This window comes from Methylobacterium trifolii (assembly GCF_022179685.1).
Lineage (GTDB): Bacteria > Pseudomonadota > Alphaproteobacteria > Rhizobiales > Beijerinckiaceae > Methylobacterium > Methylobacterium trifolii.
In genome coordinates, this window is record NZ_BPRB01000019.1 from 1 (window position 1) to 3,966 (window position 3,966).

A 3,966-nucleotide genomic window follows, 5' to 3' on the forward strand; every position below is an offset into this window, starting at 1 on the left:
CGAGGCCGTGCGCATGGGCGCGGAGGTGTTCCACACCCTAAAATCCGCCCTGAAGAAGGCCGGCCACAACACCAACGTCGGCGACGAGGGGGGCTTTGCCCCGAACCTCCCCTCGGCCGAGGCCGGCCTCGACTTCGTGATGGAATCGATCCAGGCCGCCGGCTTCAAGCCCGGCACCGACATGGTCCTGGCCCTCGATTGCGCGGCCACCGAGTTCTTCAAGGACGGTGCGTACCATTACGAGGGCGAGGGCAAGACCCGCTCGATCGAGCAGCAGGTCGACTACCTGGCCGAACTCGTCGCCAAGTATCCGATCGTCTCGATCGAGGACGGCATGTCCGAGGACGACTGGGCCGGCTGGAAGCTGCTGACCGACAAGGTCGGCGCCCAATGCCAGCTGGTGGGCGACGACCTGTTCGTCACCAACGTCGAGCGCCTGGCCCGCGGCATCGCGGACTCCACCGCCAACTCCATCCTGGTCAAGGTGAACCAGATCGGCTCGCTGACCGAGACGCTCGCCGCCGTCGAGATGGCCCAGCGCGCGGGCTACACCGCGGTGATGTCCCACCGCTCGGGCGAGACCGAGGATTCCACCATCGCGGACCTGGCGGTCGCCACCAATTGCGGGCAGATCAAGACCGGGTCGCTGGCCCGCTCCGACAGACTGGCCAAGTACAACCAGCTCATCCGCATCGAGGAGGGCCTGGGCGCGCAGGGGCGCTACGCCGGCCGGGCCGCGATCCGGCAGCTCGCGCGGGTGTGAGGGCCGCCCGCGTCAACGCCTCCTTAACCCTGACCGGCGATGGTGCGGTCCATGGTCGTCCGTCGCCGCGTCAGAATGGTCGTGCTGCCGCTGGGTCTCTGGACCCTGTCGGCGCTTGTCGTCGGGTACTTCGTCTACCAGGCGGAGAACGGCAACCGCGGCCTTGAGGCCAAGCGTGCCCTCAAGATCCAGGCCTACGGGCTCTCGCAGGAACTGGCCGCCGCCAAGGCGGAGCGGGCGACCTGGGAGCACCGGGTCACGCTGCTGCGCAGCGAGCAGATCGACCGCGACCTCCTGGAGGAGCGCGCCCGCGTGGTGCTCGGCCGGGTACACGCCAACGACGTGGTCGTCATCGGGCCCTGAGGGCCGCGTTCATCCCAGCCAAAGCCTGACAACGGCCATGGCCTGTCAGAGCGCCGGGCCTCGCCTTATCTGACTCCCTGACCTACACCGTGCCCACGGTCGAGAGAGCGGGAGAGCGCCGATGGATGCTGCCACAGAGGCAGGGCAGCCCAGGGAAGCGGGGCAGGCCGAGGCCGAGGCCGGTTCGCCGCCGCCGGACGTCGCCAGGGCGCACGAGCCGGCGCCGAACCTGCCGCAATTCACCCGTGCGGAAGACCTCCACGCCTATCACGAGATGCTGCTGATCCGCCGCTTCGAGGAGAAGGCTGGGCAGCTCTACGGCATGGGCCTGATCGGCGGCTTCTGCCACCTCTACATCGGCCAGGAGGCCGTGGTGATCGGCATGCAGATGGCCTCGGTCGAGGGCGACCAGGTCATCACCGGCTACCGCGACCACGGCCACATGCTGGCCTGCGGCATGGACCCGAAGGGCGTCATGGCCGAGCTGACCGGCCGCCGCGGCGGCTACAGCCGCGGCAAGGGCGGCTCGATGCACATGTTCTCCCGCGAAAAGCAGTTCTTCGGCGGGCACGGGATCGTCGGCGCGCAGGTGTCGCTGGGCACGGGCCTGGGCTTTGCCGACGCCTACCGCAAGAACGGCAAGGTCAGCCTGACCTACATGGGCGACGGGGCGGCCAACCAGGGCCAGGTCTACGAGAGCTTCAACATGGCGCAGCTCTGGAAGCTGCCCGTGGTCTACGTGATCGAGAACAACCGCTACGCCATGGGCACCTCGGTGGCCCGTGCCTCGGCCCAGACCGACTTCTCCAGGCGCGGCATCTCGTTCGGGATACCGGGCGAGCAGGTCGACGGGATGGACGTGCGCACGGTGCGCGAGGCCGCCGGCCGGGCGATCGAACACGCCCGCTCGGGGGAGGGCCCCTACATCCTCGAGATGCAGACCTACCGCTATCGCGGCCACTCGATGTCCGACCCGGCCAAGTACCGGACCAAGGACGAGGTCTCGAAGATGCGCGACGAGCACGACCCGATCGAGATGGTGCGCAAGCGCCTGATCGAGCTGCACGGGGTGCCCGAGGCCGAGCTGAAGGCGACCGACGCCAAGGTGCGCGAGACCGTCAACGGCGCCGCCGAGTTCGCGACCCACGATCCCGAGCCCGATCCCAAGGAGCTCTGGACCGATATCCTGCTGGAGGCGCGCGCCTGAGCGCCGCTTCCCCAAGTGCGGTCCGGCGCAGCCGGGCCGTGTGAACGCAAGACAAGCCTTCAGGCCGCCCCGCCCGCCTCACCGACAGAGTACCCCATGGCGACCGACATCCTGATGCCTGCCCTCTCGCCCACCATGGAGGAGGGCAAGCTCGCCAAGTGGCTCAAGAAGGAGGGCGATCCGATCAAGTCCGGCGACGTGCTGGCCGAGATCGAGACCGACAAGGCCACGATGGAGGTCGAGGCCATCGACGAGGGCGTGCTGGCCAAGATCCTGGTCGCCGAGGGCACCGAGGGCGTGGCGGTCAACACTCCGATCGCGATCATCGCGGGCGAGGGCGAGGACGTCTCCGCGGCGGCCTCGGGGGGCGGCGGGCCGAAGCCGAACGGCAAGGATACGGGCACGGATGCCGGCGGCCAGCCCGCGCCGACCCCGACCGCGCAGGCCGAGGGCTTGGCCGACAGGCCGGCCGCCACCGCCAAGACCGCCGACGATGCGGCCAAAGCCCCCGCCGCGCCGGCGACCATCACCAACAAGGCGCCCGCGCCGGTGATGGACGAGTTCCCGGCCGACACGCCGATGGTAACGACGACCGTGCGCGAGGCCCTGCGCGACGCCATGGCGGAGGAGATGCGCCGGGACGGGGACGTGTTCGTGATGGGTGAGGAGGTCGCCGAGTACCAGGGCGCCTACAAGATCACGCAAGGGCTGCTGCAGGAGTTCGGCGCGCGGCGCGTGGTGGACACGCCGATCACCGAGCATGGCTTTGCCGGCATCGGCGTCGGCGCGGCGCTCTCCGGCCTGAAGCCGGTGGTCGAGTTCATGACCTTCAACTTCGCCATGCAGGCGATCGACCACATCATCAACTCGGCCGCCAAGACCCTCTACATGTCCGGCGGCCAGCTCGGCTGCCCCATCGTCTTCCGCGGTCCCAACGGGGCTGCCGCCCGCGTCGGCGCCCAGCACAGCCACGACTATTCCGCCTGGTACTCCAACGTGCCGGGCCTGAAGGTGATCGCCCCCTACACGGCCTCCGACGCCAAGGGCCTGCTCAAGGCCGCGATCCGCGACCCCAACCCGGTGATCTTCCTCGAGAACGAGATCCTCTACGGCCAGACCTTCCCGGTGCCCAAGCTCGACGACTTCGTGCTGCCCATCGGCAAGGCGCGGGTGCATCGCACCGGCTCGGACGTGACCATCGTGTCGTTCTCCATCGGCATGACCTACGCCCTCAAGGCGGCCCAGGTGCTGGCCGAGCAGGGCATCGAGGCGGAGGTGATCGACCTGCGCACCCTGCGCCCCATGGACACCGACACGGTGCTGGAATCGGTCAAGAAAACCGGCCGCTGCGTCACCGTCGAGGAGGGTTTCCCGCAGAGCGGCATCGGCGCCGAGATCTCGGCCCGGCTGATGGTCGACGCCTTCGACTACCTCGACGCGCCGGTGCTGCGCGTGACCGGCAAGGACGTGCCGATGCCCTATGCCGCCAACCTCGAGAAGCTGGCGCTGCCCAACGTCGCCGAGGTCGTCGAGGCGGCCAAGGCGGTCTGCTACAAGTGAGCCGATGCCTGCATGATGGCTCGTGACCCGCACACATCGCGCCTGTCCCATCCCCGACCTCATCCTGAGGTGC

Annotated in this window: 4 protein-coding genes; all 4 read left to right on the top strand. The window is 69.0% G+C overall.

Going from position 1 to position 3,966, the window contains the following annotated elements; genetic code table 11:
- Positions 1-763, top strand: a 763-nt coding sequence (gene eno, locus COGEMETH_RS01575; protein WP_238180869.1) for a phosphopyruvate hydratase, incomplete at its 5' end; no start/stop codon positions are given.
- Positions 764-814: 51 nt separating this feature from the next.
- Complete coding sequence (locus tag COGEMETH_RS01580; RefSeq protein WP_238180870.1) at positions 815-1,126, top strand: FtsB family cell division protein; 312 nt, start codon at positions 815-817, stop codon at positions 1,124-1,126.
- A 121-nt stretch (positions 1,127-1,247) separates the two neighbouring features.
- The gene (pdhA, locus tag COGEMETH_RS01585; protein WP_238180871.1) at positions 1,248-2,333 is read left to right on the top strand and encodes a pyruvate dehydrogenase (acetyl-transferring) E1 component subunit alpha; all 1,086 of its coding nucleotides are present in this window, start codon (positions 1,248-1,250) and stop codon (positions 2,331-2,333) included.
- 96 nt (positions 2,334-2,429) lie between these two features.
- Positions 2,430-3,893, top strand: coding sequence for a pyruvate dehydrogenase complex E1 component subunit beta (locus COGEMETH_RS01590; RefSeq protein WP_238180872.1), 1,464 nt, complete (start codon positions 2,430-2,432; stop codon positions 3,891-3,893).
- Positions 3,894-3,966 lie beyond the last annotated feature (73 nt).

Coding starts and splice junctions, on each gene's coding strand:
- COGEMETH_RS01590 (WP_238180872.1), top strand. CDS start 2,430: ATGGCGACCGACATCCTGATGCCTGCCCTCTCGCCCACCATGGAGGAG.
- pdhA (WP_238180871.1), top strand. CDS start 1,248: ATGGATGCTGCCACAGAGGCAGGGCAGCCCAGGGAAGCGGGGCAGGCC.
- COGEMETH_RS01580 (WP_238180870.1), top strand. CDS start 815: ATGGTCGTCCGTCGCCGCGTCAGAATGGTCGTGCTGCCGCTGGGTCTC.